The organism is Tistrella mobilis KA081020-065 (assembly GCF_000264455.2).
GTDB lineage: Bacteria > Pseudomonadota > Alphaproteobacteria > Tistrellales > Tistrellaceae > Tistrella > Tistrella mobilis.
This window is the reverse complement of sequence record NC_017956.1, coordinates 46,840-70,673: the sequence shown is the minus strand read 5'-3', so window position 1 is coordinate 70,673 and position 23,834 is coordinate 46,840. Positions and strand designations below refer to the sequence as shown.

General features: G+C 67.5%; 29 protein-coding genes. 23 read left to right on the top strand and 6 right to left on the bottom strand.

Translation table 11 applies throughout. The annotated features are described in order from the left end of the window. Positions 1 to 3: 3 nt before the first annotated feature. The 5 genes from TMO_RS00345 to TMO_RS30140 form a co-directional block, all read right to left on the bottom strand. Positions 4 to 405 (bottom strand): hypothetical protein, encoded by a 402-nt coding sequence (locus tag TMO_RS00345; protein ID WP_041604759.1) that lies wholly within the window; start codon positions 403 to 405, stop codon positions 4 to 6. Then, the gene (locus TMO_RS00340; RefSeq protein ID WP_014743586.1) at positions 405 to 818 is read right to left on the bottom strand and encodes a hypothetical protein; all 414 of its coding nucleotides are present in this window, start codon (positions 816 to 818) and stop codon (positions 405 to 407) included. Before TMO_RS00340 ends, TMO_RS00345 begins: the two co-directional genes overlap by 1 nt. Then, positions 811 to 1,032 (bottom strand): hypothetical protein, encoded by a 222-nt coding sequence (locus TMO_RS00335; RefSeq protein ID WP_014743585.1) that lies wholly within the window; start codon positions 1,030 to 1,032, stop codon positions 811 to 813. Before TMO_RS00335 ends, TMO_RS00340 begins: the two co-directional genes overlap by 8 nt. A gap of 84 nt (positions 1,033 to 1,116) precedes the next feature. Then, positions 1,117 to 1,530 carry a hypothetical protein gene (locus tag TMO_RS31125; protein ID WP_145978036.1) on the bottom strand — a complete coding sequence of 138 codons (414 nt, stop codon included), beginning with the start codon at positions 1,528 to 1,530 and terminating at the stop codon, positions 1,117 to 1,119. Between the two features lie 23 nt (positions 1,531 to 1,553). Further along, positions 1,554 to 1,889 (bottom strand): helix-turn-helix domain-containing protein, encoded by a 336-nt coding sequence (locus TMO_RS30140; RefSeq protein WP_086015123.1) that lies wholly within the window; start codon positions 1,887 to 1,889, stop codon positions 1,554 to 1,556. 103 nt (positions 1,890 to 1,992) lie between these two features. Here TMO_RS30140 and TMO_RS00325 point away from each other — a divergent pair, with 103 nt between their 5' ends. From TMO_RS00325 to TMO_RS00295, 7 genes are all read left to right on the top strand, one after another. Continuing rightward, positions 1,993 to 2,223 carry a helix-turn-helix domain-containing protein gene (locus tag TMO_RS00325; RefSeq protein WP_041604758.1) on the top strand — a complete coding sequence of 77 codons (231 nt, stop codon included), beginning with the start codon at positions 1,993 to 1,995 and terminating at the stop codon, positions 2,221 to 2,223. Continuing rightward, on the top strand, positions 2,220 to 2,480 hold the full coding sequence (locus TMO_RS00320) for a hypothetical protein (protein WP_014743583.1): 261 nt from the start codon (positions 2,220 to 2,222) through the stop codon (positions 2,478 to 2,480). The genes TMO_RS00325 and TMO_RS00320 overlap by 4 nt, the downstream gene beginning before the upstream one ends. Further along, a complete protein-coding gene (locus tag TMO_RS00315) occupies positions 2,480 to 2,749 on the top strand; it encodes a hypothetical protein (protein WP_041604757.1) in 270 nt (89 codons plus the stop codon). The genes TMO_RS00320 and TMO_RS00315 overlap by 1 nt, the downstream gene beginning before the upstream one ends. Before the next feature lie 149 nt (positions 2,750 to 2,898). After that, positions 2,899 to 3,249, top strand: a complete 351-nt coding sequence (locus tag TMO_RS00310; protein ID WP_014743582.1) for a hypothetical protein — start codon at positions 2,899 to 2,901, stop codon at positions 3,247 to 3,249. Further along, positions 3,246 to 3,470, top strand: a complete 225-nt coding sequence (locus TMO_RS00305; protein WP_014743581.1) for a hypothetical protein — start codon at positions 3,246 to 3,248, stop codon at positions 3,468 to 3,470. Before TMO_RS00310 ends, TMO_RS00305 begins: the two co-directional genes overlap by 4 nt. After that, positions 3,463 to 4,029 (top strand): hypothetical protein, encoded by a 567-nt coding sequence (locus tag TMO_RS00300; RefSeq protein ID WP_041604756.1) that lies wholly within the window; start codon positions 3,463 to 3,465, stop codon positions 4,027 to 4,029. Before TMO_RS00305 ends, TMO_RS00300 begins: the two co-directional genes overlap by 8 nt. Continuing rightward, positions 4,029 to 4,352 (top strand): hypothetical protein, encoded by a 324-nt coding sequence (locus tag TMO_RS00295; protein ID WP_014743579.1) that lies wholly within the window; start codon positions 4,029 to 4,031, stop codon positions 4,350 to 4,352. The genes TMO_RS00300 and TMO_RS00295 overlap by 1 nt, the downstream gene beginning before the upstream one ends. 32 nt (positions 4,353 to 4,384) lie before the next feature. Here TMO_RS00295 and TMO_RS00290 read toward each other — a convergent pair whose 3' ends face one another. Then, complete coding sequence (locus TMO_RS00290; RefSeq protein WP_014743578.1) at positions 4,385 to 4,690, bottom strand: hypothetical protein; 306 nt, start codon at positions 4,688 to 4,690, stop codon at positions 4,385 to 4,387. Between the two features lie 128 nt (positions 4,691 to 4,818). Between TMO_RS00290 and TMO_RS00285 the strand changes: the two genes are divergently transcribed. The 16 genes from TMO_RS00285 (at position 4,819) to TMO_RS28910 (ending at position 23,755) form a co-directional block, all read left to right on the top strand. Continuing rightward, the gene (locus TMO_RS00285) at positions 4,819 to 5,925 is read left to right on the top strand and encodes a toprim domain-containing protein (RefSeq protein WP_014743577.1); all 1,107 of its coding nucleotides are present in this window, start codon (positions 4,819 to 4,821) and stop codon (positions 5,923 to 5,925) included. Then, the gene (locus TMO_RS00280; protein ID WP_145978035.1) at positions 5,918 to 7,759 is read left to right on the top strand and encodes a hypothetical protein; all 1,842 of its coding nucleotides are present in this window, start codon (positions 5,918 to 5,920) and stop codon (positions 7,757 to 7,759) included. Before TMO_RS00285 ends, TMO_RS00280 begins: the two co-directional genes overlap by 8 nt. 617 nt (positions 7,760 to 8,376) lie before the next feature. Further along, the gene (locus TMO_RS00275) at positions 8,377 to 8,904 is read left to right on the top strand and encodes a hypothetical protein (protein ID WP_014743575.1); all 528 of its coding nucleotides are present in this window, start codon (positions 8,377 to 8,379) and stop codon (positions 8,902 to 8,904) included. Positions 8,905 to 8,990: 86 nt separating this feature from the next. Beyond that, positions 8,991 to 10,379 (top strand): TerL, encoded by a 1,389-nt coding sequence (locus TMO_RS00270; RefSeq protein WP_145978034.1) that lies wholly within the window; start codon positions 8,991 to 8,993, stop codon positions 10,377 to 10,379. A gap of 9 nt (positions 10,380 to 10,388) precedes the next feature. Next, positions 10,389 to 10,961 (top strand): hypothetical protein, encoded by a 573-nt coding sequence (locus tag TMO_RS00265; RefSeq protein ID WP_014743573.1) that lies wholly within the window; start codon positions 10,389 to 10,391, stop codon positions 10,959 to 10,961. 4 nt (positions 10,962 to 10,965) lie between these two features. Then, on the top strand, positions 10,966 to 11,172 hold the full coding sequence (locus TMO_RS00260; RefSeq protein ID WP_041604754.1) for a hypothetical protein: 207 nt from the start codon (positions 10,966 to 10,968) through the stop codon (positions 11,170 to 11,172). A 1-nt stretch (position 11,173) separates the two neighbouring features. Then, positions 11,174 to 12,784: a portal protein gene (locus TMO_RS00255; protein ID WP_014743572.1), complete on the top strand. Its 1,611-nt coding sequence runs from the start codon at positions 11,174 to 11,176 to the stop codon at positions 12,782 to 12,784. A gap of 17 nt (positions 12,785 to 12,801) precedes the next feature. After that, entirely contained in the window at positions 12,802 to 13,068 is a 267-nt protein-coding gene (locus tag TMO_RS00250; RefSeq protein WP_041604753.1) for a hypothetical protein, read from the top strand. A gap of 19 nt (positions 13,069 to 13,087) precedes the next feature. Beyond that, on the top strand, positions 13,088 to 13,966 hold the full coding sequence (locus tag TMO_RS00245) for a capsid assembly protein (protein ID WP_014743570.1): 879 nt from the start codon (positions 13,088 to 13,090) through the stop codon (positions 13,964 to 13,966). A gap of 303 nt (positions 13,967 to 14,269) precedes the next feature. Continuing rightward, positions 14,270 to 15,139 (top strand): phage capsid protein, encoded by an 870-nt coding sequence (locus TMO_RS00240; protein ID WP_014743569.1) that lies wholly within the window; start codon positions 14,270 to 14,272, stop codon positions 15,137 to 15,139. A 14-nt stretch (positions 15,140 to 15,153) separates the two neighbouring features. Further along, on the top strand, positions 15,154 to 15,471 hold the full coding sequence (locus tag TMO_RS00235; protein WP_014743568.1) for a hypothetical protein: 318 nt from the start codon (positions 15,154 to 15,156) through the stop codon (positions 15,469 to 15,471). Between the two features lie 4 nt (positions 15,472 to 15,475). Continuing rightward, positions 15,476 to 16,090 carry a hypothetical protein gene (locus TMO_RS00230; protein WP_014743567.1) on the top strand — a complete coding sequence of 205 codons (615 nt, stop codon included), beginning with the start codon at positions 15,476 to 15,478 and terminating at the stop codon, positions 16,088 to 16,090. 3 nt (positions 16,091 to 16,093) lie between these two features. Further along, positions 16,094 to 18,028 (top strand): hypothetical protein, encoded by a 1,935-nt coding sequence (locus TMO_RS00225; protein ID WP_014743566.1) that lies wholly within the window; start codon positions 16,094 to 16,096, stop codon positions 18,026 to 18,028. After that, a complete protein-coding gene (locus TMO_RS00220; RefSeq protein ID WP_014743565.1) occupies positions 18,028 to 18,582 on the top strand; it encodes a hypothetical protein in 555 nt (184 codons plus the stop codon). Before TMO_RS00225 ends, TMO_RS00220 begins: the two co-directional genes overlap by 1 nt. Continuing rightward, positions 18,582 to 21,476: a hypothetical protein gene (locus TMO_RS00215; protein ID WP_014743564.1), complete on the top strand. Its 2,895-nt coding sequence runs from the start codon at positions 18,582 to 18,584 to the stop codon at positions 21,474 to 21,476. The genes TMO_RS00220 and TMO_RS00215 overlap by 1 nt, the downstream gene beginning before the upstream one ends. Further along, positions 21,473 to 23,755, top strand: coding sequence for a hypothetical protein (locus TMO_RS28910; protein WP_014743563.1), 2,283 nt, complete (start codon positions 21,473 to 21,475; stop codon positions 23,753 to 23,755). The genes TMO_RS00215 and TMO_RS28910 overlap by 4 nt, the downstream gene beginning before the upstream one ends. Positions 23,756 to 23,834: the final 79 nt, after the last annotated feature.

Sequence of the window (23,834 nt, the reverse complement as noted above, 5' to 3'; positions counted from 1 at the left end):
ACATCAATCCTTCCCCGCGAAGTTTTCATCAAGAAGTCGCTTCATCAGCGCCCGTCGGGTCACAGAATTGATGGGCATCATTTCATAATGAGTCACGGCAATTGCGCACTTCAATTCGTCGCGAGCGCAGAAGCCGGCGGCGATCGTAATTTGGTGACTGCTCAGAGAAGCCGCCTTACTCACGGCATCAAGATAGGCGCGGGCGGTGATGTGCGCGATAGCGAGAGACCGTTGCTGATGCTGTGGTGATGGATATCGACACGGAGGAGTCATGCCATCCATGATGTCTTCCCAGACCTCCTTAGCTGCGGTCTGAGGTGTGGCGCCGTCTCTGCGGACGTGACCGTAGACGCCGAATTCATTCCAGATCATCAGGCATGCGCTATATGCCGCAGGGCTGTCCATCACACCCCCTCCGTCAGTGCCCGCAGCAAAGCGGGCACCAGCAGCTTGTCGGTGATGCACGAGAGCGACGCGTCGTTGATCCACATGGCCGCCGTCGCGGCCGGAACGCCGTCGACTTTGTCGGCGTAGCCGATGGTCAGGGCCGTCATCTTGTCGGCCGGGAACACCGTGCTGGACAGAAGCTTATCAATCTGTCGTGCCACGCCCACGCAGGCCTGCACGGCTGCGGAGGCCTCCGCGCGCAGAGGCACCGACAGGGCGGAAACAGGCGTCGGATACATCGACATGATCCACCCCTGCACGGCCTGAATGGCGGCTTCGGGGCTGTCGCCCGGCATGCACGCCGAGGCGGTCATCCGGTGATCGCGGATGATCATGATCGTGGCGTGATACTGCGTGGGGGTGTCAGCCATTGACCACCTCCAGCAGCTCCAGGGCCTGCGACGGGGAGCGCAGGCGGCTGTCGACGATGCGGTCGGCCGTGTCGTACCAGCGGTCGAGGATGTCGGGGGCGAAGCGCGCGGCCAGATCCGCGCGGGTGCAGCTGCCGGCGGCGACGCGCCGCGCGGCGATGGCCCGCACCACCTGTTCGCACAGGTAGGCTGCGGGCAAGTCGGAAAAGGACATGAGATTTAGCCTCTCAGGGTTGAGATGCCTTCATCATGCCAATTTGGTATAAGCCGTCAATCGCGAATTAATGCCATTTTGGTATTAGATCCAGCGCAAGGCCCGGGCGCCGACCAGCCAGAGGCCCGCAGCCGCAGCCGAACCGGCGTATATCATCGGCTTTATCAACTTTCGGCTGTCGGATATGCGCATGTCGGTCATTTCAGGGCCGCCACTCGACCAGTAATATCCGGACAAAAAGCTGATGCCGATAAAGTATACAGGCGCAATCCAGGCGGGTTGAAATGTGAACAGCCATCCATAAATCGCGAATGAAAACAGAATGCAAATAGAATAATGCGGCTCTCTCTCGTAATAAATAACCTGCGTTTCGACGTGATCTGATTTTGGCGCCCACCGTATCATGGCAAGCGAGGAATGCATGAATATTAAGGCAGCGGCTGGGATGATAAGTCCGTAAAATCCATCGATAAATAATCCGGCTTCACGAGGTGTCATTGCATTTCCGCTCCTTGGTGAGATTAAGAAGTGCCGTTTTTTGTGGCTCCGTTTGTATGTGGCTGTTGTTCCGCCAGCGCACCAGCAATTCTAATAACATTCTCTTTATTCGGCGCACTAAGCGCCCGATACAAATCAAGGATTGCTTGCTCGTCGGGGGCGAGCCCGGGCTTCGGCGCTTCGAGAATTTCGGTCGGCGTGCATCGGAGCGCCTGGGACAGCCGATTGAGCCAGTCGACGGTCAGCCGGCGATGCCCCTTCTCCAGCCTGTCAATCTGGGATTGAGACGTGCCGGCACGCTCCGCAAGCTCTGCCTGCGAAAGCCCCTGTTTCTCTCGGATTTCACGCAACCTGGACATGTATATATTATACCGATGCGGTATATCTGTGCCCAACACCAAGGTGGCATGCCGATTTCGATCGCCTGTTGACGCGTAATGCCAAATTGGTATTGTCGTGGTCATGGATCTGATCACCTATCGCCGCACCCATAAGCTGACGCAGGAAGCCCTCGCCGACCGTATCGGCGTGAGCCAGCCCGCTTACGCGCGATATGAAGCCGGCCAGCGGGTGCCGCGGCCGGCCATCATGGCGCGCATCGTGCAGGTCACCGGCGGAGCGGTGACCGAGGCCGATATGTATCGGGCGCATGTCGCCCGGGCCGCCGCCGCCGGCGGCAAGGAGGCCGCGTGAGCTGCAAACACCTGACCTTTGACGCCACGGTGACGGTCGCGCGGCTGGAAGACATAGGCCAGTACCGGGCCGAAGTGCGCATCCACTGCTCTGACTGTGGCCTGCAGTTTCAGTTCTTGGGGCTGACACCGGGATATCAGCCGGCAGCCGCGAATGTCAGCCTGGACGGGCTGGAGGCTAATCTTGCGATCGCGCCCAAAGGGAGTCATCCGACGCCTTTCGCGGTGCTGATCGGCGATCCAGCGGCCCGCCATTGATGACCGCCCCCGTCCCCCGCCCCTCCCCATCCGCCCTGACCGCCCACCTGGCCGCGGCCCTGGCTGCGGCCGCGGCTGCGCAGGGCGTGACGCCGGCGACGCTGGCGATGCGGGCGGCGGGGGATGCGCGGCTGGCCCGCCGGCTGGCCGCCGGCGGAACATGCCGCCTGACGACGTGGTGGCGCGCCACCTGCTGGCTGGCGGACCACTGGCCCGAGGGCGCGGCCTGGCCCGACGGTGTTCCGCGACCGGGGAGGGTGGTGCGATGACGCGGCCGCTCTTCCCAGCCTGGGTTCCCGAGACGCGAACGGCCGGGGTGGCAGCCCCGGCCGTGCAAGGCGTTCTGCACCTGATCTGCGACCGTAGTGTGCCCCCCTCCTTCCGCGAGCAACTTTCGCGGGAAAGGAACAGGGGAACCATGACGGCGGTGACCAGGGATTTGCGGGCGGCAGCCGCCCGCACCGATGCGACGGTGATCGGGCAGCGCTGGGCGGAGGCGCTGCGGCGCCGGTATCCGGCCGACGCCGCGAAGGCGATCGCGCGGGATTTCGGCTGCGAGGTTCGAACCGCGCGGTCGTGGCTGGCCGGCCAGGCGCCGCGGGCCGATGCGCTGGCGCTGGGCGCGGTGCTTCACGGGCCCCAGCTGGTCGCCGAGGTGCTGATGCCCGAAGCCACCCGGGATGCCGAGCGCCGGCGGATCGCGCAGGCGATCGAGGATGTCGGCCAGACAATCGACGAGCTGCGCCGGCGGCTGGGAGGGACGGCATGAGCGAGTACACGCGCGTGGTGCGGCTGCTGGTCAGTGCCTATTCGCTGGAGGGCCCCGTCCGGCTGCGGCTGCGGGTGCGGATCTGGGTCGCTTCGGCCCTGCTGCACCTGGTGCTGGTGATCCTCCGCACCGGTGAGCGGTGCGGGGCGGTGAAGTGGTGGATCGTGCGGCGGCTTCAGGCCGCGGCGGTGTGGGTGATGGAGGTGGGACGCGATGAGTGACGGGAGCACGGATAAGCGGGGGCAGACGACCCCGGAAGAGGCCCTGGAATGGTGCGTCGGGGAGGCCAAGCGTGCCGAACGGGAGCGCGAAGCCAGGGCAGCCGATCGGGCAATCAAAAACAAAATCGGGGCCATTCAACGGCTGCTCGATGAAATGTCCCAGATAGATCAAGCGGCACTTCGCAAGATCTGGGAAGAACAGTGCGACAAGCATCGGGACTGGCTCATCAGCGTCATCGGCCCCCAGCCCCTGCCCGGGTTCAAAAGCCTCGCTCACACGTATTTGACGGCGTTTGATGACGTCGCCCGTGGCAAGGGACAGGCGCGGCATGGTATCGCGCTTGACCTGATGCAGCAGCCGGTGATGCAGATCGGCGCGATGGTCGGTCCGGGGCATTGCCTCGGGCAGGTTGTGAAAAAGGTGCAAGAGGCAGCCCTGCTGCATGGGCAGGGCGAAAATGCCGTCGCCCGCGTCGAGCTTCTGGGCGCTATCAATTACGCGGCGTTCGCCATCCTGCTGCTGGGTGGCATGGATGATACCTCGGATATCCCGTTCTGATGCCGGCGCCGCTCGCCTCCCCCTCTGACCTGATGCTGCACATCCGTGAGCGGCTGTGCGAGCAGCTGTGCGCGTGGGCGGACAGCTGGGGATGGGAGCCGGACGACGACTTCTATGACGCCGGCGAGTGGTTGTGGATCGTTCGCCGCGATCCGGAGGTTCGGGCGGCGCTGGCGGATGCCGGCCTGGAGCTTTCGGACAGCAATCTGGACTGGGCCGCCGGTGTGATACTGGAGCACACCGGCGACCCTTGGCCCGACGAGGGCGATTGTGAGTGGGACGAGGACTACGAGGACGACGACGAGGAAGGGGGGCAGGTATGAGCCCGCCCCCCTTCCTGGTCTGCCGTCACCTGTCAGGCCAGATCCAGGTCCAGCCCGAGGCACAACCCCTCCACGTGGTGCGTGAAGGGCCAGCCTGCGCAGCGGATGATCTTGATCCGCCGCGGCACCTGCACATGCAGGGGGGCGAAGTCGTCCAGGAAATAGGTCAGGGCTTTGGCGCGGCCGCGCATTTCGAGCACACCATTGTCCTCGCTGATCGAGTAGACGAAAGTGCCGGTGCGGCGATCGCGCAGATACTGGAGGACATCTTCCGGGGTCGCGAAGGTCTCGGTGCGGGTGGCGGTGGTCGCGTCGCCCTGGATCTCGATCGTGTACATGGCGTCAGCCCTTCGGGTGATATGCGGGGCGTCATTGCCTCGCCTCATGTCATAAAAAATATGACATTCTTTGCGGCTGCGCAAGTCATATTTTTTATGACATTCACGATTTTTTCGGGGGCAACGACATGAGCCAGCGCCCCGCCCTGATGCCGATTTCGACGATCGTCGACCTGCTCACCGCTCAGATAGAGCCGCTGGTCCGCGAGCTGCTGCCCCATGGCAGCCGCCACGGCCACGAGTGGCGGTGCGGATCGCTGGCCGGCGAGCCCGGGCAGTCGCTGGCTGTCAACCTCAAGGCACGCACGGGCGTGTGGGCGGATTTTTCGAGCGGCGAAAGCGGCGACGCGCTCGACCTGGTCGCGGGTGTGTGCTGCGGCGGGGATAAGACGCAGGCGATCAAGTGGGCACGGCGGTGGCTGGGAGTCGAGGACGGCGACCCGGCCGAATTCGAGCGCCGGCGGCGGATCGCGGAAAAGAAAGCCGCGGCCCGGAAAGCGGAAGCTGAAGAGGAAGCACGCCGAGCGCGCGAATCGGCCGTGCGCATCTGGATGTCCGCCTCTAGCGAGCTGCTGGGCACGCCGGTCGATCGCTATCTGGCCGGCCGGGCGATCGAGCTGGCGCGCCTGCCCTGGCTGCCCGGGGCGATCCGGTATCACCCCGGGCTGTGGAATGCCGAGACCGGGCAGAAATGGCCGGCCATGGTGACGTCGATCGTGGGGCCGGACGGCAAACAGATGTCCACGCACCGGACGTGGCTGGAGGTGCAGCGGGACGGGCGCGTGCGGAAGGCGCCGCTTGACGAGCCGAAAAAGACCCTCGGCGGCTTCCGCGGTGGGTGGATTTCGCTCTGGAAGGGGGCGATCGCCGGCGCCGACGGGCGCCTGCGGAAGGCCGCACCGATCAGCCGGGTCAAAGGCCCGATCGAGATCGACATCACCGAGGGGATCGAGGACGGGCTGTCGGTGGTGGTCAGTGACCCGGCCCTGCGGGTGATCGCGTCGGTGTCCGGCGGCAATCTGGCCAATCTGCGGCTGCCCGAGAGCGCTGGCCTGGTGCTTTGGGCGCAAAACGACCCGCCCGGGTCGGACGCGGCGAAGGCCTTCGCGGCCGCGGCGGCGGCGCTGGGCGAGCGGCATGCGTCGGTCAAGGTCGCCCGGCCGCCGGCGGAATACAAGGACGTGAATGACATGCTCATCGCGTCAAAAAAGCTGAAGGAAGAGCGTCATGGCTGACGGGGCGGATAATGTGCGCGCGCTCCGGGCGGCGGCAGGGCCGGTGATATCGCCGGCGACGCCGGCGGAAGCGGAAGGTAAGAAGAAATCGGGCGGTGGCGGTGGCGAACCTATGCTGCCCGAAGGGGTACCAGTAATCCCCCTCGGTAAAGAGGGGGAGACATTTTATTACCTCAATGAATTGGGGGAGTTGATCCCCCTGAAGGCAAAGGATCATTCGCGCCTCAATTTGCAAAGTCTTTGGGGCCGTCAGCTGGGACAGCTCTACGAGTATTGGCCCCGGATGGTGCAGGACAAAGAAACCGGTGCCTGGAATATTTCCGGGTGGAAACCGGAGCTGGTGGCCGAAGCCCTGATCCATGACGCGAGTATGCGGGGCGTGTGGTCGCCCCGTGAAAAGGTGCGCGGCCGGGGCGCCTGGTCCGGCGCGGATGGCGAGTTGGTGATGCACCTCGGCGATACGCTGATGGTCGTGCCGCCCGAAAAGGGCGAGGCCTGGCGCCAGCAAGAGCCGGGCGAAGTGCTGGGGCGGGTCTATCCGACGGCGCCCTGTATTCTGCGGCCACACCCGGTCGCGCAGCCGGGGGGAGAAAAGGGGCCGGCCGGCGAAGTGCTGGACATCCTCAAGACCTGGTCCTGGCGCCGGCCGGAGCTGGACCCGTATCTCACCCTGGGATGGATCGCATCCGCCTGGCTGGGCGGTGCGATCGCCTGGCGCGCCATCATCTGGCTCACCGGTGGCAAGGGCACCGGCAAGAGCACGCTCCAGAACTTCATCAAAATGCTGTTCGACGAGCATGCGCTGTTGAAGAGCGCCGATGCAACCGAACCGAGCCTGCGGCGCACGCTCAAGTATGATAGCTTGCCCGTCGCAATCGACGAGGCGGAAAGCGAAGAAGACAACAGGCAGATGCATAAGCTTGTCAAGCTTGCGCGGAATGCTGCGACCGGTGCCTTGAGCATGCGTGCGGGTAATGATGGTGGCGCCGAGCATTTTATCTTGCGGTCTTCTGTTCAATTTTCGTCTGTTCTGATCCCACCTCTTTTGCCGCAGGATCGCAGCCGGATTGCGATCCTTGACCTTTTGCCGCTGGGCGATAGGCCCGAGCCCAAGATTACCGAGCGCTGGGCGCGCGATCGGGGATCGCAGCTTCTGCGTCGTCTGATGGACGGCTGGTGGCGCTGGCCCGAGACCGTCGAGGCATACCGCGCCGCCATGCGCCAGGCAGGGCACGATGCCCGCGGCCAGGACGTCTATGGGACGATGCTCGCGGCCGCGGACCTGCTGTTCCACGACCTGATTCCCGAGCCGGGGGCACTCGACGGCTGGGTCGAGATGTTGGCGAAGTCGGAGATGACACCGGACGGCGAGGCGAGCGACGAGGCGTCGTGCCTTACCCACCTGCTCAGCTCGACCCTGGACAGCCCGCACGACCGCCAGCGACGGACGATTGGCGACTGGATCCGGATCGCCGCGGGGACGCACCCCGACTATCAGGGGGACGAGCGCCTGCGCCTGGCGCGCCGCCTGCTCCAGGAAGCAGGGCTCGCCGTCCATTTCGAGCCGCCGCCGACACGGTCGGCATGGCTGCGGGTCGCCAATCAGCATCAAGGGCTTGCCAGGATTTTCCAGGGCACGCACTGGCAGCAGCGCGCCGCCGCGGATGGCGTCTGGGTCCAGAGCCTGCGGCGCCTGGAGGGCGCCCGGGTGCCGAAAAAGACGATCTGGATCGGGGCCACGTGCAGGGGGTCGGAAATTCCCCTCGCCCTCTGCCTGCCCGAGCCCGAAAGGGCTCGCTTCACACCGACTTCGGCCGCGCCCTCGCCGGCGTAGCCAGCTGATCACCGGCCGCAGAGGGGCGCGGCCGGCCGCTTTCGACGTCCTCACCTCGCCCCGACCCTTCGACCCGGTGGCCCCGCCCTCCGGTTTTTTTGGTGGCCCCGCCCAGACCCAGGACGGGGCGTTCAGAAAGAACGCAGCGCCGGGGCTGGGGACGGCGAGACGTTAGGCAGATGTTAGGCAGGGCGTTAGGTGCCAAGCATCTGAAAACAAAGGAAAATAATAGGAACCTAACGCACCTAACGGACCTAACGCACACTCACATAATGCATGTGGGTGTGCGCATGCGTGTGAAGACATGCCGTTAGGTGCGTTAGGTTGTTAGGTATTCTTCTAACTTATTGAAAATAAAGAATAATAGACCTAACGACAGACCTAACGCACACCTAACGACAGCCGAACGCGGCAGGGGCCGGGCGGGCCCGGCGGGAAAAAGGGATTAAATATCAGTGGTTTATGCAGTGAGTGAGCGGAAAGAGGGGCTGAAAGCGGCGATGGAGGCGGCAGAGGCGGCGGGGGCGATGGATCCCGCGCGCGCGCGGCCGGCGCCGGCTGCGCAGCTGCCGCTCCTGCCCGCTGAAGTTGAGCCAGAGGGGGACGCGGAGGGCGATATGTCCGACGTCCTCACCACGGGGGCGGGGCCACTCGACCAGGCCCTGGCCGATTTCGGCGCCGGCCGGGGCACGCCGCGCCGTTCGGCCGGCCGGCCGAAGGGGGCGCGGAACAGGTCGACCGAGGAATGGCGCAAGCTGTTGCTGTCGACGCACCGGTCACCGCTGCTGGTGCTGGCGGACATCTACTCGATGCCGGTCGAAGAGCTGGCCGCGAGGCTGCACTGCGACCGGATCGAGGCGATCAAGATCCAGATGACCGCAGCCCGCGACGTCGCGCCGTACCTGCACCAGCGCCTGCCGCAGGCCGTCGAAATCACGGGCGACGCCCTGCCAATGATGGTCCTTCAGATGCCGAGCGCGGCCGCGGCGCCGGGCGACGGGGCCGTTCATGTCGTGGATCTGACAAGTGAGCAATATCAACAGCTTAGCGGCGACGCTCGCCGCGAGTTGAACGCGAGCGAGTTGAACGTGACTGATCAACCCATTGATATTGCTGGCGAAAATGCCAGCGATACCACTGATTAGGGATTAGTAGTGTGAGGACACCGCAGGTCTTCCAATGGTCTCCACCGGGGCCGATCGCAGGCGCGTTCGTGGCCGATCGAAGCCCCGTGTCAGCGATCATGGGGCCGATCGGCTCCGGCAAGACGGGCGCCTGCGTGGCGAAGCTGCTGGCCCTGGCCTGCGAACAGGGGCGTAGCCCTGTCGATGGAGTGCGCTACAGCCGGTGGGTGGTGCTCCGCGATACGTATCGCCGGATCAATCGGACGGTGCTGCCGAGCTGGTTCGGGTGGGTGCCTCATGATTTCGGTGTCTTCAAGAGCGGCGGGGACAATGCGCCATCGGCGCACCACCTGCGCTACCAGCTGCCGGACGGGTCCGTCGTCGACAGCGAGGTCATGTTCGCCGCGATCGGTGACAACGATGTCGAGCCGTTCACCCGCGGTTTCGAAATCACGGGCGGCTGGCTTAATGAGGTCGACCTTCTGAGCCGGGACGTCCTGACCTTCCTGCCGGGCCGGACGCGCTATCCGTCCAGACGGCACGGCGGCCCGACCTTCCGCGGGATCATCTGCGATTTCAACGCGCCGGACACGGATCACTATCTGCGCGCCGATTTCGTCGACGATCCGAAGCCGGGATATCGGCTTTTCGTCCAGCCCGGTGGCACCGATCCCGGCGCCGAGAACGTCGAAAATCTTCCGCCGGACTACTACGAGCGCGCGGCCGCGGGGCACGATGAGTGGTACGTCCGGCGGATGATCCACAATCGGTGGGGGGCGAGCCGTGACGGAAAGCCGGTGTTCCCCGAGTTCTCGGAGGCCCAGCACATGGCGCCGGCGCCGATCGAGCCGGCCCCCGGCGTGCCGCTCCGGCTGGGCGCCGATGCGGGCCTCACCCCTGCCGTCCTGATCGCGCAGCAGCTGCCGACGGGGCAGTGGGTGATCCTTGATGAGCTGGTCGGAGACCTGGGCGGTATCGGCGCCGTGCGCTTCGGCGAGGCGCTGGCGCGGCTGCTGCGGGATCGGTACCCGGGGCACCAGGTGGGGCAGGCCTGGGCCGATCCGGCCGGCACCAGCCGGGCCAGCACCGACGAAGAGAGCTGGATGGACGCGATTTCCGCAGCGAGCGGCGTGCGCTTCCGCGGGACGGTGACGAACGGGCTGCTGCCGCGGCTGGAGGCCGTCCGTGCACCGCTGGGGCGGATGATCGACGGCCGGCCCGGGATCCTGATCAGCCCGAGGTGCCGGACCCTGCGTCGGGCGCTGCTGTCCGGCTATGCCTACAAGCGCCAGCGCCTGCCCGGCGGCGGCGAGCGGTACGAGGACGTGCCGGCGAAGTCCGAGCACTCGCACATTGCCGATGCGCTGCAGTACCTGCTTCTGGGCGGCGGCGAGTGGGTCGAGGCGACCCGCCGCCGCCAGGACCAGCGGGACCGGCTGATGGGCCACGCCGGCGGCCGGCCGGTTGTCGCTCCGCACGACTTCAGCGTCTGGTGAGGGGCTGCGATGACCGAGCACATGACCAGCGCCCGGGCCACCCCCGCCGCCGCGACGCCGGCGCCGGGGAAGCTGCTGCCGCCGTCGGAGCTGGCGCGGCTGTGGGCGCTGTCGGACCCGCAGCTGTGGATCCTGATCTTCAAGGGCGACGTCGTCGTGGGCGGGGTGGTGCCCGACGACGGCCGGCGGCGGTGGTGGCGGCTGTTCACCCGCCCGGGCTGGCGGCACGTGCTCGCGCTGGCCGCGATCGGCGCAGAGGACAGGCCGCTGACCATGGTGGTCGACCCCGTGGCGGGCCGAATGCTGGTCAGGATCGACCCGCGGCCGCTGGGCGACGCGGTGCGGGACGAGCTGGCGGCCGGCGGCTGGGCGCTGGCGGTGCCGGTGCCGGCCGGCCTGGCCCAGGCGCCGGTCTACCGGCCGATCTATACCTGCGCCGGGGTGATGGCGCACCTTGTCGGGCTGCGGTCCTGGCGGGTGCTGACCCCCCGACAGCTCTACCGCCGGCTGCGCCGCGAGGGTGCCCGGCCGATCCTGTCCGCCCCCACGCCCGGGGGCGTCGAGTTGAAAGGGGAAGGGTGAGGGGATGTCTGCGCTTCTTTCGAAACCGAAGGGTCCGGACCCGGAATTGGTGGCGGCCCAGAAGCGGCAGGCGGAGGCCGCGGAGCGGCAGTCCGCCAGCCTGAAGGCCGAAGAGGACGCCCGGCGGCGGTCGATCACCTCCCGGTCAAAGGGCCGGGCGCTGCTGCTGTCGAATGACGAACGTGGTGTGACCACGACGACGGGAGGCTGACATGGCAGCGATGGACGTGCCGACGCTCATCAAACGGGCGGATCGGGCGTGGGAAAGGAACGCGGCCTGGCGAAGCCTGCACCAGGAGGCCTACCGCTATGCGCTGCCCGAGCGTGACCCGATCACGACGACGGCGGAAGGGGCGCGGAAGTCGGATGCGGTCTATGACAGCACGGCGATTGGCTCCGTGAGCCGCTTCGCCAATCGCATTCAGGACGTGGCGTTCCCAGCCCGCCAGCGCTGGGCGACGCTTGATGCCGGATCGGATGTCCCGGAGGCTGACCGGGACGAGGTGCAGAAAGCGCTCGATGAGGTCGAGCAAGTGCTGTGGAGGGAGGTGCATCTCTCGAATTGGGACGTCGCCCTCAATGAGGCGCTGCACGATCTGAGCGTCAGTACCGGGCTGATCCTGGTGCAGTCGGCGCACGCCTTGAGAAGGAACTCAGGCGCGAAGATTCAATGCCAGGCGGTTCCGGCGCCACTGGCTGCCCTGGAAGAAGGCCCATTCGGGATCGTTGAGGGCGTCTTCTGGAAACAGAAGGTGGTGGTCCGGGACATCCTGCGTCTGTACCCGGATGCCGATCTGCCGCCCGAGCTGGAGCGGCGGCGGTTGGAAGATGAGAACGCCGAAATCGAGCTGGAGACCGCGACCTATTACGACGCCGAGGACGATGGATACCGCTTCGACGTGCTGTGGCGCGGCAGCCCGCCGGCCCGGCTGGTCGCCCGAATGCACAACACGATGCCCTGGATCTGCTTCCGCTGGCTCAAAGCGCCGGGCGAGGTCTATGGCCGTGGGCCGGTCATCCAAGTGTTGCCGGACATCAAGACGGCCAACGCCGTGGTCCGGCTCGTGCTTCAGGCGGCATCGCTCGCGATCGTGCCGGCTTTCACGGCCGTGGATGATGGCGTCCTCAACCTCAATACCATTCAGATCCGCCCCGGGGCCTTGATCCCGGTCGGATCGAATGGCGGCGGCCGCGGGGCATCCCTGCAGCCCCTGCCGTCAGTCGGCGACGTGCGAATGTCGCAGATCGTGCTGTCTGATCTGCGGCAGAACATCAAGGACGCGCTCTTTGATCGCCAGCTGCCGCCGGAGACCGGGCCGGTCCGCTCTCCGACGGAAATCATGGAGCGGACCCGCGAGCTTCAGCGCGATATCGGGGCGGCCTTCGGGCGCCTGATCAGTGATGGGGCAGAGCCGGCGATTGCCCGCTTCCTCGATATCCTGAGTGAGGCGGGGGAAGTCGCCCTCCCCCTGAAGGTCAACGGGCGGGAAATCGCGATCAAAGCAACGAGCCCGTTGGCTCAGGTCCAGAACCTGGCCGACGTCCAGACGGTCACGCAATATCTGCAAATACTGGCGCAGATATATGGCCCTGAAGTTGTTCAGGAGGCTGTCAAACGCGACGACTTCTATGACTGGCTCGCCGACAAGCTGGGCGTGCCTCAGAAGCTTCTGCCGACCGTCACGGAGAGGCAGAAGGGGCGCGAGGATGCGCGCCAGGGGGCTGAAGCGCAGATGCTGGCCACCAGCCCCGTGGCGGCGCGGGTGGCGGACAATCTGACCAAGCCGGCGCCGGCAGGCGCGCAGAACAAGGGGGCAGCATGATTCCGGGATGGGAAGACATGGACAATCTTGGCCCGGCGGCCGTTGCCGAAGTGCAGCGGCTGAAAGGGCTTCAGGCTGAATCGGATGAGCTGGACAGGGTCTTTGCGATGACCTTCGGCACACGGGCCGGGAAAAAGGTCATCGAATACCTGCGGTCGGTGACGATCGATCAGCCGTCCTGGGTGCCCGGTCAGCCTGCTGACCACGGGTATATGCGCGAAGGCCAGAATGAAATCGTCCGCCAGATCATCAAGCGGGCCGAACGCGGGAAGAGGGGCGCGTGAAATGCGGGTGAAATCTTGGATGAAGTCGGCGCTGCTGCGGGCGCCGGAAGGTGAAGGTGCCGGCGGTGATGCGCCGGCGCCGGCGGCACCGGCCGCGGGGCAGGATGCGGCGCCGAAAGTGCCGTCCAGCCTGTTTGACATGGTGGATCAGAAGACGGATACCACGGCCGCACCGGCGGCGGATGCCGGGAAGCCCGCCGATGCCGCTGGAAAGCAGCGGCCGGAGTGGCTGCCGGAGCAGTTTTGGGACGCAACGAAGGGCGAAGCGCAGTGGGAAAAGCTGGCGCAGTCCCACCAGGATCTGCGGCGCCAGCTGGGCAAGGGCGATCATAAGCCGCCGGCAACGGCGGATGCCTACAAGCTGCCGCAGCTGGGTGAAAAGCCGATTCTCGACGTGCCGGCCGACGATCCGGCGTTGAAGGCTTTCCGCGACGCGGCACACGCGCAGGGGCTTTCGCAGGGGCAGTTCGATGCCCTGATCGCCCCGGTCCTGGCGACACTGGCGGAAGCCATGCCGCCGGCGGAGACCCCGGAAACGAGACAGGCCGCCTATAAGGCGGAACTGCAGAAGCTGGGCACCGGCGGCGCCGGCCTGGTGAAAGCCGTCGGGCAGTGGGGAAGAGGCCTCTTCCAGAAAGAGGCCCTGACGGCCGATGAATGGGAGGAATTCCAGCTGGCGGCAGGGACTGCCGCCGGCGTGCGCATGCTGTCGAAGCTGCGGGATCTGGCTGGCGAAAAGTCGATCCCGATGGACCCGATGAGCATGTCGTCAAGCGTCGGATCCATGGCCGAGGTCGAAGCCCTGTACAAGGAAAAGGACTTTGACACATCCCCGGAGAAGCAGCGGAAGGCGCAGGAGATGATCAACCGCTTGATCGCCAACGGCACGATCAGATGAAACGAGGAAACTTTTTTCCACAAAATGCCTGAATGCATAAAGGCGGGTCATGTCAACTTGACATGCACCCGCCTTGATCGTGTAAATAGTGCGTCCGCCTATCCCGTTATTGGGACCGGACCCGCTGGCGCCGGATGCGTCACGTGACAGGGCGGCACGCATCCGCCAAGCGACAGGACCCCGCGTCAGGGCGGCTTATCAGCTGGCAGTGCCAGGACTGACCCGCGAGCACCGGGCCGATCGGTCGCGATCGTCGAAGATGGATGATCGCACGCTGCGATATCGCAGCGCCGAGAGGTGCATATGTCCGTTCCTGCCTCGCTGGCGACCCAGGTCGATTACGACATGAGGGTCAAAGCCGCCTACGGATCCAAGGGTGGGGTGCTGCGCCCCACCGCCCGGCTGAAGACCGATTGGGTCGGGACTGAAGTCGAATTTCGCCTGGGCGATGAAATCGTCGCCTATCCCGATGATAACGGGGTGCAGGACATCAAGGCTGCGAACAGCGGTCAGGATGTCGTGAGGACCAGCACGCGGGGATGGCGCGCGGGCGATTACATCAAGACCACTGATGTCAACAACACCAACATCGACGATCGCGCCCAGATCGCCCGGAAGGTCGGTGGCGCCATGGGGCGCCGCGAAGATCAGGTGGGCATCGATGCGCTGGTCACCGGCCAGCCCAGCGTGCAGATCGATACCGATGTCGGTGGGGCCGGCACCGGCCTGAATCTCGCCAAGCTGCGCCGGGCGAAGGCGTATTTCGATCACCTCGAAGTGCCGGAGACGGACCGGTACATGCTGACCCATGCCATGGCGATCGAAAGCCTGCTGGGGCAGGTCGAGGTGACGTCGGCCGACTACGCCAACGCCAAGGCGCTGGTCGATGGCAAGGTCGATTACTTCCTGGGCTTCCGCTTCAAGACGATCGGCCGGCGCCCGGAGGGTGGTCTGCCGCGCGTCGGCAACATCTGCACGTCGTTCGCCTTCCATGGCGGCGCTGATGGAGCGATCGGCATGGCCTGGCGCTTCGAGGGGCGGACGATGGTCGACTGGGTCCCTGAAAAGGGGGCGTACCTGGTGCAGGGCATGATCAAGGCCGGGGCCGCGGTCATCGATCCGCTGGGTGTGATCCGCATAGAGCACACCGAAACTGCACCGCCCGTGGCCTGAGAGGAAACGAGACCATGGCCTTTTCCCTGAAGCGCTTGAACGCGATCGGCGGCCAGTCCGCATCGACCTACATGGCATCGGGGGCCGTCGTGAAAGGCGGCCCCATGGTGCATTCCTACGTCTCGGAAGATCCCCTGGCCACCGTGCGGGCCAGCGGATACTTCAACGACGCGTTCGGGCTTTTCAACCTCGGCGACTGGATTTTTGTCACCACGATTACCGGCGGCGCGGTCACCGCCGCCGGCATCATGATCGTGAACAGCGTCAACGCGGCCACGCGGGTGATCGACGTCACCGATGCGACGGCGATGACCGTCACCGACACGGACTGACCCCATGTCCGTCGCCGCGCTCGACGTCCGTCTGGCCAATCAGGCCCTCGCCCTGCTGGGATCGCGATCGATCCAGGCGCTGGACGAGGGGAGCGGTCTGGCGTCGATCGTGTCGACCCTCTACGGCACGGTACGGGATGACGTCCTCTCGTCGTATCCGTGGCGTAGCACGCTCCGCAAGGCGCGCCTCCCTCGCCTTGCGGAGCGCCCCATTGCCGAATGGTCCTATGCCTATGCCCTGCCGGCCGATCTGCTGGTGCTGCGGGGGATCTGGTCGAGCGACAGTCTCTTTGCCGCGGCGCCGGATTATGAGCTGTACGGGGACCAGGTGCACACCCAGGCGGTGCAGGTCTGGGCCGATTATCAGGCGCGGATACCGGAGGCGTTGTGGCCAGCCCATGTGCGGCAGCTGTTCGTCTTCGCGCTGACCGCCATGCTGGCGATCCCGGTCACGGAACAGACGACGAAAGCGGATTTCTGGGAGGGGAAGACCTGGGGCACGCCGTCCGAAAATCGGACGGGGGGCTATGCCCGGGTGGCCCGGACGATCGACAGCCAGCAGCAGCCGCCGGCGGTGATCACCGATTTCCCGCTGATTTCCGCGCGTTTCGGGGGGTGAGCAATGCCCCGTGTCCGGACGGCGCAGGTCAATTTCACCCAAGGCGAACTGGCGCCTCAGGTCGGCGCGCGGATCGATCTGAAGCAATATTACGGGTCCGTCAGGATGGCCCGGAATGTGGTGACCTTCCCGCAGGGCGGCTTTCGCGCGGCGCCGGGGCGGGTGGTGGTCGACGCGCTCGATGATGCCGCCGGCGGCGCCCGGCTGATCCCCTTCGCCTTCAATACCGAGCAGGATTACCTTCTCGTGCTGACAGCCAATCGGCTGCGGGTCTACCGGGATGATGCCGTCGTCGCGGATATCGCGACGCCCTGGGATGCGACCGTGGTCGCCGAACTGGACTATGCGCAGTCGGCCGACACCCTGATTGCCGTGCACCAGAGCATGGCGCCGCAGCGGCTGATGCGGGGTGCGACGCATGCCGACTGGACCATCGGCGCGATGCCGATGAGCCGGCTTCCGACCTATGATTATGGCGCCGTCACGCCGACCGGCACGGTCACGCCGTCGGCGGAAGAGGATACGGTGACGCTGACCGCGACCGATCCGGTCTTCACAGCCGCGATGGTGAACGGCTGGGAATTCAAGGGCAATGGCGGGATCGCGCGCATCACCGAATTCACCTCCGCGACCAGCGTCAAGGCGAAAACCCGCGTCGCTTTTTCGGATACCGACGCGATCCCCGCGGACGACTGGCACCTGGAAGAGCCGGTGATCAGCACCGCCCGCGGCTGGCCCGGGGCAGTGACCTTCCACGAGGGGCGGTTGTGGTTGGGGCGGATGGCGCGCCGACCATCGTCGATTTTCGGCAGCGTCGTGGGGGATTTCTTCAATTTCGACTTGGGGGACGCGCTCGACGATCAGGGCATCGATGCCGCGATCGACAGCGACCAGGTCAACGCGGTGATGGCGATCGCCTCCGGATCTGACCTGCTCGTCTGGACCACGGGCGCGCTCTATATGGCGCTGCGGGGCGGCAGCCCTGCCCTGACGCCGAAGACATTCGCACTGGCGGAACAGACGCGGCGCGGGCTGGCGCCGAGCAAGCCGCCGCGTCCGGTCGAGATCGACCGCGGATGGATCTTTGCGGAGCGCGGCGGCCGCACGCTCCATGAAGCCGTGTACCAGGAAGTCGCCCAGGCCTACACGACATCGCCGCTGTCCCTGCTGGCCCAGCACCTGGTCCGCGACCCGGTGCGGCTCGCCGTGCGGAAGACGTCGCGCGACGACGACACGGACTATGTCCTCTGCGTCAATACCGACGGGACCGTGGCCGTGATCAATACCCTGCGCGACCAGCAGGTCACCGGCTGGACGCTGGTCGAGCCGGCGGGCCAGGTGCTGGACATCGCCGTCGTGGACGGGACGATCTATTGGCTGATCCGCCGGGTGATCGCCGGCACCACCCGCTATCTGATCGAGCGCTGGGACCAGGCCGTCAGGCTGGACGGCGCCGCGGTCGCGACCGGTGACGGGATCACCAGCGTGACCGGGCTCGACTGGCTGGAAGGGGCCACGGTGATGATCATCGCCGATGGCAGCCTTCAGCCGTCGCAGGTGGTGATGGGCGGTGCGGTCACCCTGGCCCGGCCGGCCGATCGGGTCGAAGTCGGGCTATGGGCGATCCCGCTGGTGCAGACCCATCCGCTGGAACCCAGCCTGCCGGACGGGCCGGCTATGGGGCGCCTGTCGCGCCTGGTCCGCGTGATGCTGCGGACCGTCGAGGTACAGAACGTCACCGTCGCCGGCGAGCCGGTGAAGGCGCGGCGCTTCGGCATCGGCGCCGGCTCGCCGCTCGATCGCGCGCCCCCGGTGCTGACCGGTGACATCCTGGTCGACGGCTTCAGCGGCTGGGATCGGCAGACCGTGGTGACGATCACCCAGACGGCGCCGGGGCCTTTCGAGGTGATCGGGCTGGTGGCGGAGGTGCAAATCTGATGGTCGAGACCCTGACCGCGCTTGCCGTCGGATCGGCGGGCACTGCCGCGACCGCGACGACGGCCGCGACGGCGGCCACGGCGGGGCTGTTCGGCGCCGGCGGCGCCGTCACCACGGCCGGGCTGATCACCGGCGGCCTGTCTCTGGCCTCGGCCGGTCTTGGCTTCGCGTCGGCCCTTGGCCAGGCCTCCGCACTCCGGAGTCAAGCCAAGATGGAAAATTTCAATGCGCAGCAAGAGCTTATCAGGGGGCGAGAAGCGGAGAATGAAACCCGCCGTCGCCTGATCGCCTCTCTGGCTGCTGGCACTGCCGCCGCCGGCGCAGCCGGAGCCGATCTGAATGCCGGCTCGATCCAGACCGCGCAGATGGGCGCGGCGGCGGATGCCGACCGCGAATTGAGGGTGAACCGCGACAACACCATCATCGCATCCGGCACCCGCCGGATGAATGCACGTGCGCTCAGGGCCGATGCGACCGGCGCCGTGATTGGCGGCGCGGCCCGTGCCGGCGGCAGCCTGTTTGATTTCGTCGACCGCCGATTGGCGATCGGCTGATGGCGCGGCGCCCGGGACCGCTGATCCCCGATTATCAGCCGCTCGGCATCCGCCCGACCGGGCCGGTGCAGACGCTCCAGAGCGATGGGGTGGCCCGCGGCCTGGGCACGCTGTCGGAGCGCCTGGACGTCTTCCTGGGCCGGCGCCTGGAACGCGAGGCACAGAGCGCGGCGCGGCAGGGCGCCGCAGCGGGTGCCGCCGCCGGCGCGGCCGGCCAGTATGCCGAGATGGACCCGGAGACGATCCGCGGCGCTGCCTATAACAGGGCGGCGCTGGAGACCTATTCCAGGCGCCTCGAAGCCGACGCGCTCGACACCCTGGACCGCCTGGCGCAGGAACATGAGGCCGCGCCGCAGAACCTGGCCGCGGCCGCGGATGCCTGGGCCAAAGGGGCGGCGGAGGGCATCCCGTCTCAGGAAGGGCGGGCGATTTTCAGCGCCTCTTTCGGGACACTCGTCCGCCCCTATGTGAATGCCGCCCGGCGCCAGGCTGACGCCCGGGTCGCGGATGAGCGTATAGCGACCTGGACGGCGGCAGAGCCCAAGCGCCTGTCGCTGGTGCAGCGCCTGGCGCGCGAGGCTGCCGCGGGCGACGCCGATGCGAATGTGGCCCTGGAAGGGGCGATGACGGCGCTGGAAGCCGACTTGATCGCGCTTGGCCCGAAATCGGCATTTGTGTTCGGCGGTGTCGAGTATCCGGCCGACCCGACCCGCGCCGGCGCGCTCACCCTGGCCGCGATCCAGGAGCGGGTGAACGCCTATGACGCCGAGGTCCGCGAAAACGCGGTGATGGGCTGGTGGGAAACCGGGCCGAAGACGCAAGGCCGGATCGACAGCTGGCGGAAACGCGAGCTTGGACCGAAGGGCTCCGGGCTGACCGAAGAGCAGATCGACCAGCTGACACGACGCATGGAAGCCGATCGGGCGAAGGTCGATGCCGGCGCAGCCGTGGGCAAGGCCATCCTGCGCGACCGGATCGCCAGCCATCTGGCCAGCCTGGAGGCGACCGGCGTTGGTGTCGACGGCGTGACGCCGGCGACGGTCGCGGCCGTTCTGGGGCCGGCGGCCGCTGCGGATCTGGCGGCGGCAGAAGCGCGCTCGCGCCGGGTGCACGACGTCGTCACACAGGCGGCGACGGCGACGCCCGACGAGCTGGCCGCGCTGCTGGAAGGCATCAAGCCGAAGCCGGGCGCTGCGACCTTTGCCGATGATGCCTCGGCAGCCGCCCGGGCGGCGCAGCGTCTGGCGCCGCAGGAAGAGGCCTTTCGCGGGCTGGTGGCCTCTGATCTGGAGAGCCGGACCACGACCGGCCAGGGCGTGGACGGGGTGACGCCCGAGACGGTGCGCAGCATTCTGGGCGCGGCGCCGGCGGCGGCGTATCGCCAGGCCGTGGCGGCGGCAGAGCGCCAGTATCAGGCGGTGACCGCCGGCAAGACCGCATCCCCCGAAGACCGGGCCGCGATCGCGGCGGCGATCGCGCCCAAGGGCGGCGCCGGCAGCTATGCGGCCGATGCCGATGTTTATGGCCGGGTGGTCGCGGCCCTGAAGGACCAGGCCGAGGCGATCCAGGCGGACCCGGCCGGCTATGTCGTGCGCACTGTCGGCCCCGTGGCCGGCGACGAGCTGATGGAATGGCAGCGGCGCCTCGGCATCCCGGCCGGTCAAGAGCGCCTGTTGACCAAGGCGCAGGCGGCGGAAATCGTGGGACGCCTGAGCACGGCGCGCGGCGAGGGCCGCGCCGATGCCATCCAGGCGCTGGAAGGCGAATACGGCGCCGACTGGCCGCGTGTCATGGGCCAGCTGGCCGCGGCCGGGCTGCCGGCGGAATATCGCGTTCTCGCCATGGTCGACGAGCCGGTGGCCCGGGCGGAGCTGGGCGGGGTGCTGGACACCCCCATGCGCGATCTGGAACGGCTGGCGCCGACCGCCGGCGATCTGAAGGCGGTGAAGGAAAGTGTGCGATCCCAGATGGCGCCGATCGATCAGGCGCTGGCGCATGCGCCCGACGGCCCGCAGCGGGCGGCGGAAATGGAGGCGGCCGCGCTGCGCCTGGCGCTGAGGCGGATGCAGGGCGGCGCGGCGCCGGATGCGGCGGCCAGCGGCGCCGTGGAAGCGCTGACCAGCCGGATGGACATCGTCCGCCAGGGGGCGGCCACGGCGCTGGCGCCGCGCGGCTGGGGCGGGCGCACGGAAGCCTATGGCAGCCAGCTTGTGACCGCGCTCACGCCGGCGGATGTGGCGGACCCGGGCCCGAGCCCTGGCGCCCTGCCGGCCGATGAAGCCACCCGGCGCGCGGCGGCGCTGGACGCGGCCCGGGCAGGACGGTGGGTGATCAACGACACCTCCGATGGCTGGGTGCGGCTGGACGCGCGCGGCCAGCCGGTGCGCCTGGCTGACGGCAGTATCATGCAGTTGTCGTTTGGGGACGTCCCGAGTGCGCCAGCCTGGCCGGATCCGCCCGACCTTGAAGGCCGTGCCCGGCAAATGCGGGTGACCGACGAGCAGGCGCGCCAGATGCTGGTCGGCGATCGGCCGAAAATCGTGACCCTCTATCCGGGAATGAGTGGCTATTGGGGCGAAGAGACGGAGCAGCTGACCAAAGATAATGACAGCGCAGGCACGCCCCGCCGTCTCTTCGTGCAGCTCGACAGCGCGGGCCGCGAGGTCGATAGCTGGTATTTCGCGGAGGGGCAGCCCTTCGTGAACATGCTGGCGGCCGATCGGATTGACGAGCTGATCGCCGACCCCGACACCTTCGACCCGGCCAATCCCAGCAATTTCGAGCCGCGGATTTTCGAGGTGCTACAGCGCTTCCGGGGCGATCCCGCCGGCCTGAAGACCTGGGCGCGGCGGCATCCCGATGTGCGGCTGTATAAGCAGGAGACCGGGCGATGACCGGTCTCGGCATCTACACGCAACCCACCGCCCCGAACAGGCGCCTTGAGGCGCTTGGCTACGCGACCCTGCCCGCCTCGACATCGGCCGTGCTCGACGCCACGGCCGAAGAGACCTCGGCGACCAATATCACGCCGCTGACCCGGCGCTGGCTGTCCCGACGGCTGGAAGACCAGGGCCGCACCCTCGATCCCGAAGAGGCGAATAGCCTCTATGGGATCGATGGACAGCTGTCGTGGACCGAGCCGGTCGCCGAGGGGATCGCGCGGGAGCTGCGCGACCTGAAGCAGGCGGAAATCAATCGTCAATCCGTGCTGGCCCGCGCGCAGGGCGGCATCTGGGAAGGCACGCAGGCCCTGGGCGTCGGGCTGTGGCGATCGCTGCTCGACCCGATCGGGATCGCGGCAAGCTTTATCCCCTTCGTGGGCCAGGCGCGCTATGCCACGGCGCTGGAAGGCGCCGGCAGTGCGGCCGGCCGGGCGCTGGTACGGACACGGCTGGGCGCCATCGAGGGCGCGGCCGGTGCGGCCGTGCTGGAGCCGGCCATCCTGGGCATGACGGCCGAAGAGCGGGCCGATTATAGCCTGGCCGATAGCATCCTCAACGTCGCCTTCGGCGGTGTCATGGGCGGCGGCCTGCATGCCGGCGCCGGCTTCGCGGGTGATGCCGCCCTGGGCCGCTACCGGTCGCCCGCGACCGAAGCCGTCGACAGCCTGACGCAATCCGGCCGGGCGGATGTGCATGAGGGGCTGATGTCGGCCGCGGTGGGCGCCGTCGCCGAAGGCCGGCCGGTGCCGCCGGAAATCGGCGCGGCGGTACGAGCCGCCATGCCGCCCCGGCGCCCGGCGCGCCGGTCGAGCATCCAGGAAGTCTATGACAGTGAGCAGCGGCGGATACAGACGCGATACGAGGTGGTCGAGGCCGACAGCCTGGTCACCAGCAATCTGGCTGATGGCACGATCAATCCGGCCTTTCCGGCGGATCTTCAGCCCCGCCAGCGCGACCGCATGGCCAGCCGCGAGCAGATATCGGCGATGGCGGCCGACCTTCAGCCGGCGCGCCTGGGCGCATCGGCCGATGCCGCGACCGGTGCGCCGGTGGTGTCGGCGGAAGGTGTCGTGGAAAGCGGAAATGGCCGGGTGCTTGCGATCCGCGAGGCCTATGCCCGCGGCCTGGACGCCGACTATCGCGCATTCCTCGCCCGGGAGGGCTACCAGATCGAGGGCATGACGGCGCCGGTGCTGGTGCGGCGCCGGGTCTCTGACTTGACGCCAGAAGACCGCCGGCGCTTCACGGTCGCGGCGCAGTCGTCGGGGACGCTGGAGCTGTCGGCGACCGAGCGGGCGATGGCCGATGCCGGCGCGATCGACCGCGCCCTTGCCTATCTGGACGAGGCCGCGGAGCTGGACGCGGCCGCGAATGCCCGTTTCGTCCGCGCCTATCTGGAGGCGCTGCCGCAATCGGAGCGCGGCCGGCTGGCGACGGCGACGGGCGATCTGTCGGCCGACGGGCTGCGGCGAATCAAGGCCGGACTTTTGGCGCGCGCCTTCGGCGATGCGGATCTGGTGGCCCGGATCACCGAGGCGGCCGACCCGTCCAGCCGGTCGCTGGGGAATGCGCTGGAAGCGGTGGCGCCCGCCTGGGCGCGGATGCGGGCGGAAGCGGCTTCCGGGCAGATTTCGGCCGGCGCCGATGCCACCACGGACCTGGTGCGGGCCGTGCGGATGATCCGCGACCAGCGGGCCGCCGGCCGGCCGCTGGCCGAGGTGATGGACCAGTACGACGCCTTCGACCCACCGACGCCGGCGACGTCGGCGTTCCTGGCCGGGATGCTGGTCGAGCGGCCGGACGGGACCGTGACCACCAGATCGGGCGAGGCGATCACCCGCCATCTGCGCGCCTATGTGGATGCGGCCGTCAAAACCTCGCCCGTGCCCGACATGTTCGGCACGGCGCCGGCGACGGCGGACGAGATCCTGGCCGGTGTCCGCCGGGTCGCACAGGCGGGCGAGATCGAGGACCGGGCGGCGATCGAGGCGGCGGAACGCCTGGCGCCGGCCGATGACCCGCTGCCGCGCCGCAGCGAGGCGGGGATTGAGATGCCGGCCGACGATCCGACCCTTGATGCCGAGCTGGACGAAGCCGTTCGGGTCGGCGCGCTGTCGGCCGACGAGGTGCAGGCGGCACGGGCCGAAATCGCCGCGCTCGATGCCGAGGCGGACGCGGAGGCTTCGGGCTGGGCTGCCGCGGCCTTCTGCATGGGGAGGCGGTCGGCATGAGCTTCGAGCAATGCGCGGCGGATATCGGGGCGGCGATGGGCCGCGAGGTGACGCCGGCTGAAGCGCTGGACCTGATGGA

Bases quoted from the DNA above. Each gene is read 5' to 3' on its own strand.
- TMO_RS00345 (WP_041604759.1), bottom strand. From the start codon at position 405: ATGGACAGCCCTGCGGCATATAGCGCATGCCTGATGATCTGGAATGAA.
- TMO_RS00340 (WP_014743586.1), bottom strand. From the start codon at position 818: ATGGCTGACACCCCCACGCAGTATCACGCCACGATCATGATCATCCGC.
- TMO_RS00335 (WP_014743585.1), bottom strand. From the start codon at position 1,032: ATGTCCTTTTCCGACTTGCCCGCAGCCTACCTGTGCGAACAGGTGGTG.
- TMO_RS31125 (WP_145978036.1), bottom strand. From the start codon at position 1,530: ATGACACCTCGTGAAGCCGGATTATTTATCGATGGATTTTACGGACTT.
- TMO_RS30140 (WP_086015123.1), bottom strand. From the start codon at position 1,889: ATGTCCAGGTTGCGTGAAATCCGAGAGAAACAGGGGCTTTCGCAGGCA.
- TMO_RS00325 (WP_041604758.1), top strand. From the start codon at position 1,993: ATGGATCTGATCACCTATCGCCGCACCCATAAGCTGACGCAGGAAGCC.
- TMO_RS00315 (WP_041604757.1), top strand. From the start codon at position 2,480: ATGACCGCCCCCGTCCCCCGCCCCTCCCCATCCGCCCTGACCGCCCAC.
- TMO_RS00310 (WP_014743582.1), top strand. From the start codon at position 2,899: ATGACGGCGGTGACCAGGGATTTGCGGGCGGCAGCCGCCCGCACCGAT.
- TMO_RS00305 (WP_014743581.1), top strand. From the start codon at position 3,246: ATGAGCGAGTACACGCGCGTGGTGCGGCTGCTGGTCAGTGCCTATTCG.
- TMO_RS00300 (WP_041604756.1), top strand. From the start codon at position 3,463: ATGAGTGACGGGAGCACGGATAAGCGGGGGCAGACGACCCCGGAAGAG.
- TMO_RS00295 (WP_014743579.1), top strand. From the start codon at position 4,029: ATGCCGGCGCCGCTCGCCTCCCCCTCTGACCTGATGCTGCACATCCGT.
- TMO_RS00290 (WP_014743578.1), bottom strand. From the start codon at position 4,690: ATGTACACGATCGAGATCCAGGGCGACGCGACCACCGCCACCCGCACC.
- TMO_RS00285 (WP_014743577.1), top strand. From the start codon at position 4,819: ATGAGCCAGCGCCCCGCCCTGATGCCGATTTCGACGATCGTCGACCTG.
- TMO_RS00280 (WP_145978035.1), top strand. From the start codon at position 5,918: ATGGCTGACGGGGCGGATAATGTGCGCGCGCTCCGGGCGGCGGCAGGG.
- TMO_RS00275 (WP_014743575.1), top strand. From the start codon at position 8,377: ATGTCCGACGTCCTCACCACGGGGGCGGGGCCACTCGACCAGGCCCTG.
- TMO_RS00265 (WP_014743573.1), top strand. From the start codon at position 10,389: ATGACCGAGCACATGACCAGCGCCCGGGCCACCCCCGCCGCCGCGACG.
- TMO_RS00260 (WP_041604754.1), top strand. From the start codon at position 10,966: ATGTCTGCGCTTCTTTCGAAACCGAAGGGTCCGGACCCGGAATTGGTG.
- TMO_RS00255 (WP_014743572.1), top strand. From the start codon at position 11,174: ATGGCAGCGATGGACGTGCCGACGCTCATCAAACGGGCGGATCGGGCG.
- TMO_RS00250 (WP_041604753.1), top strand. From the start codon at position 12,802: ATGGACAATCTTGGCCCGGCGGCCGTTGCCGAAGTGCAGCGGCTGAAA.
- TMO_RS00245 (WP_014743570.1), top strand. From the start codon at position 13,088: ATGAAGTCGGCGCTGCTGCGGGCGCCGGAAGGTGAAGGTGCCGGCGGT.
- TMO_RS00240 (WP_014743569.1), top strand. From the start codon at position 14,270: ATGTCCGTTCCTGCCTCGCTGGCGACCCAGGTCGATTACGACATGAGG.
- TMO_RS00235 (WP_014743568.1), top strand. From the start codon at position 15,154: ATGGCCTTTTCCCTGAAGCGCTTGAACGCGATCGGCGGCCAGTCCGCA.
- TMO_RS00230 (WP_014743567.1), top strand. From the start codon at position 15,476: ATGTCCGTCGCCGCGCTCGACGTCCGTCTGGCCAATCAGGCCCTCGCC.
- TMO_RS00225 (WP_014743566.1), top strand. From the start codon at position 16,094: ATGCCCCGTGTCCGGACGGCGCAGGTCAATTTCACCCAAGGCGAACTG.
- TMO_RS00220 (WP_014743565.1), top strand. From the start codon at position 18,028: ATGGTCGAGACCCTGACCGCGCTTGCCGTCGGATCGGCGGGCACTGCC.
- TMO_RS00215 (WP_014743564.1), top strand. From the start codon at position 18,582: ATGGCGCGGCGCCCGGGACCGCTGATCCCCGATTATCAGCCGCTCGGC.
- TMO_RS28910 (WP_014743563.1), top strand. From the start codon at position 21,473: ATGACCGGTCTCGGCATCTACACGCAACCCACCGCCCCGAACAGGCGC.